Origin of the sequence: Nonomuraea sp. NPDC050643 (genome assembly GCF_040654715.1) — a bacterium.
Lineage (GTDB): Bacteria > Actinomycetota > Actinomycetes > Streptosporangiales > Streptosporangiaceae > Nonomuraea.
In genome coordinates this window covers 1-3445 of the sequence record NZ_JBFAIM010000154.1, presented here as the reverse complement: position 1 = coordinate 3445, position 3445 = coordinate 1, and the positions used below count along the sequence as shown (strand labels likewise).

Annotated in this window: 3 protein-coding genes; all 3 read left to right on the top strand. The window is 69.6% G+C overall.

Annotation, left to right across the window (positions count from 1 at the left end; all coding sequences use genetic code 11):
• A partial coding sequence (locus tag AB0I15_RS66590; RefSeq protein ID WP_358121082.1) for a Y4bD/Y4pK family protein occupies positions 1-299 on the top strand: 299 nt, incomplete at its 5' end.
• Between the two features lie 214 nt (positions 300-513).
• Positions 514-984: a helix-turn-helix domain-containing protein gene (locus AB0I15_RS66585; RefSeq protein ID WP_358121079.1), complete on the top strand. Its 471-nt coding sequence runs from the start codon at positions 514-516 to the stop codon at positions 982-984.
• 361 nt (positions 985-1345) lie between these two features.
• On the top strand, positions 1346-3430 hold the full coding sequence (locus AB0I15_RS66580; RefSeq protein WP_358121076.1) for a recombinase family protein: 2085 nt from the start codon (positions 1346-1348) through the stop codon (positions 3428-3430).
• The last annotated feature ends 15 nt before the right edge of the window (positions 3431-3445 follow it).

Below are 3445 nucleotides of genomic sequence, written 5' to 3'. Positions count from 1 at the left end.
GGCGTTATCTCGATCCGTCAACTCCTCAGGTTCACGACTCTGAAGATGGTCTGGTGAGGGTCACTCATCCGTTCCATCCGCTGGCCGGGCAGGTGCTGCAGTTCGTGGCCAGGTCGCGGTGCTGGAGTGGCGATGTGGTGTTCTATCTCGATGAGCAGGGCCGGCGGCGGCCTATTCCTGCTGCGTGGACGGACGTGGTGGCCGATGACCCGTTTCGGGTCATGGCCGCGGGACGGTGCCCGTTCCGGACCGCGGACCTGGTGGCGCTGGCGGATCTGATCAACCGCCGGACCTCGTAACGCTCGCAGGCGAGGACTCTGATCATGACTAGGAGTCTGCGCCGCGAACGTCAGAAGATTACGCCGTGTCGATCCCAGCCCTGTCCCGCAGTCCCGTCCGGCTATCGGCCTGGGCTGGTAGTTATGCCCCGGAGTCGGGGTGGTTGAGCTTGCCTCCCACAACACGCGGCGTAATCATCTGTGCATAGATCGTGACAGAGTCCGGGGAGGGAACATGGACGGCAAGGCGGCGGTGCTGACAGCGGCCGGGGTGTTCAACCAGCGGGCCGGCGCGGTGGTCGATCCGCTGTTCTGCTCCTCGGCGTTCTTCGACCCGCGTGATCTCGTGCAGGTCAAGTACGAGATGGTGCGCAGGGTCCTGGTCGATCGGGTGCCGGTCACGGTGGCGGCCGCCGCGTTCGGCTTCTCCCGTGCCTCGTTCTATACCGCCGCTGCCGCGCTGGAGGTGGCGGGCCCGGCAGGGCTGGTGCCGGGCAAGCCCGGCCCCAAAGGGCCGCGCAAGCTGACCCCGCAGGTCATGGACCGGGTCGAGCAGTGGCGGGCAGCCGATCCCCGGCTCAAGGGCCGGGCGCTGGCCACACTCATCGAAGCCGAGTTCGGCTTCCCGGTGCATCCACGCTCGGTGGAGCGGGCACTCAGGCGCCGACGTGAACCCCACGACCCGGAGGCGGCGACTGGGCGCTGACCTCCTGCGACACGCCCAGCCCAGCCACGATCAGCGAACACTACGAGAGCCTGCGCGCGGCGGTGCTCGGCGGCGGGGCAAGCGGCCGCCGACACGCCTGGAGCGTGCTGACCCGCTCCGGCATGGCGGCCTGGGCAGCGGCCGTGGCCCTCATCTCGACCCCGCGCCGTGCTCCGGCATCTGGCCCGGCACCGGAGCCGGAGCGGCCAGCGACAGCGGACCTGCCGGACGGCGGGCGATGCGCGCAACTGGTGGATGTGCTGGCTTCGCTCGTCATGGCCGGCGCACCGGGCGCACCAGATACGCACGTGCCGGCGATAGCCCTGAACGCAGCGGAGAGGGGGCTGTTATGCATCGGGACATGACCGGATCGGCGAAGGTGACCGCCGAGCATCTGCGGCGCGACGCCTACCTGTATGTCCGCCAGTCGTCGCTGAAACAGGTGGTCAACAACACCGAGTCGACCTGGCGGCAGTATGACCTGCGAGGCCGGGCGATCGCGCTGGGCTGGACCGACGCGCAGATCACCGTGATCGATACCGATCAGGGACGCTCGGGCGCCAGTTCGGCCGATCGCGATGGGTTCCAGCGTCTGGTCGCCGAGGTCGGCCTGGGCAGGGCCGGGATCGTGCTCGGGCTGGAGGTCTCCCGGCTGGCGCGCAACAACACCGACTGGCATCGGTTGCTGGAGATCTGCGCCCTGACCGGCACGCTGATCTTGGACGAGGACGGACTTTATGACCCCAGGACGTTCAACGACCGGCTCGTGCTGGGCATGAAGGGCACCATGTCGGAGGCCGAGCTGCACCTGCTCGGCGCCCGGCTGCGCGGCGGCCAGTTGTCCAAGGCCCGGCGCGGACAGCTCAAGCAGGCGCTGCCCATCGGCTACTGCTATGACGGCGCCGACCACCCCGTCCCCGACCCCGACGCTCAGATCCGCGGCGCGCTGGAGCGGCTGTTCGCCCTGTTCGCCCAGACCGGCTCGGCCCGCGCCGTGGTCACGGCCTTCGCCCGCGACGCTCTGCTGTTCCCGGCGCGGATCCGGACCGGGCCGCGCAAGGGCCAGGTGGTGTGGGAGCCGCTCAAGCACTGGCGGGTGCTGTCGGTGCTGCACAATCCCTGCTACGCGGGGGCGTTCTGTTACGGGCGGCGCCGCACCATCCGCACCCCGGACGGCCGTATCGGGTTCAAGTTGCTGCCGCGTGAGGAGTGGGACACGCTGATCGCCGGCCACCACCCGGGATATATCAGTGTCGGCCAGTGGGAAGCCAACCTGGTCCAGCTGGCCGGCAACGCCCAGTCCCGGGGGCAGGAACGCAAAGCCGGGCCGCCCCGCGAGGGCCCAGCCCTGCTGCAGGGCCTGGTGCTCTGCGGCCGGTGCGGCCGCAGGATGACGGTGGGCTACCGCCAATACCGTGATCAGCTCTGGCCCGAATACCGGTGCATGAGCGAGGCGATCCAGAACGGCACCCGCATCTGCCAGCGCATCCCCGGAGCCAAACTCGACCAGGCCGTCGCGGACCTGCTGCTCGGGCAGCTCACCCCGCTGGCCGTGGAGAGCGCCCTGGCCGTCACCGACCAGATCGCCGCACGCGAGCAACAAGCCGACCGGCTGCGCGCGGCTCACGTCCAACGCGCCGAGCAGCGCGCGGATCTGGCCCGTCGCCGCTACCTGGCCGTCGACCCCGGCAACCGGCTGGTCGCCGACACCCTGGAGGCCGACTGGAACACCGCCCTGCGCGAGGTGCGCGCCGCCAGACAGGAGTACGACACGGCCACCAGCGCCGCCGCCCCATTGGCGCAGGCCACCCGGGCGCGTTTGACCGCGCTCGCCGCCGACGTCCACGCGCTCTGGCACGACCCGGCCACCCCGATGCAGGAACGCAAGCGCGTCGCGCGCCTGCTCATCACTGACATCACCCTGGACAAGACCGACCGGCTGATCGCCCGGATCCGGCTGAGCGGCGGGCAGAACCACACGCTCACGCTGGACAAGCCCGTCGGCGGCGGCAAATCCTGGCAAACCCATCCCGATACCGTCACCTTGATCGACGAGCTGCTGAACGAGTACACCCACCGGCAGATCGCCGAGATCCTCAACCAGCGCGGCATCCGCAGCGGCAAGGGCCGCGCCTACAACGCACTGATGGTCCGCGACATCCGCGACGCCTACCAGCTCACCCACCGCTACCAGCGGCTACGCGACCAGGGCCTGCTCACCGTCCAGGAGTACGCCCACGCCGTCGGGACCACGCCTCAGACCGTGAAGATCTGGCGGCGCAACGGCCTGATCACCGGAATCGCCTACAACGACAAGAACGGCTACCTGTTCCCCGCACCCGGCCCCGACGCCCCGCGACCAGCGCAGGGCCGACCCTTCGCTGACCGCCGGCCACCCGGCTTCGAAGCCAAACCCCCTCGAAAGTATCGAAGGAGAGCAGTATGAAACCCGAGTCTTGTC

Coding starts and splice junctions, on each gene's coding strand:
- AB0I15_RS66585 (WP_358121079.1), top strand. CDS start 514: ATGGACGGCAAGGCGGCGGTGCTGACAGCGGCCGGGGTGTTCAACCAG.
- AB0I15_RS66580 (WP_358121076.1), top strand. CDS start 1,346: ATGACCGGATCGGCGAAGGTGACCGCCGAGCATCTGCGGCGCGACGCC.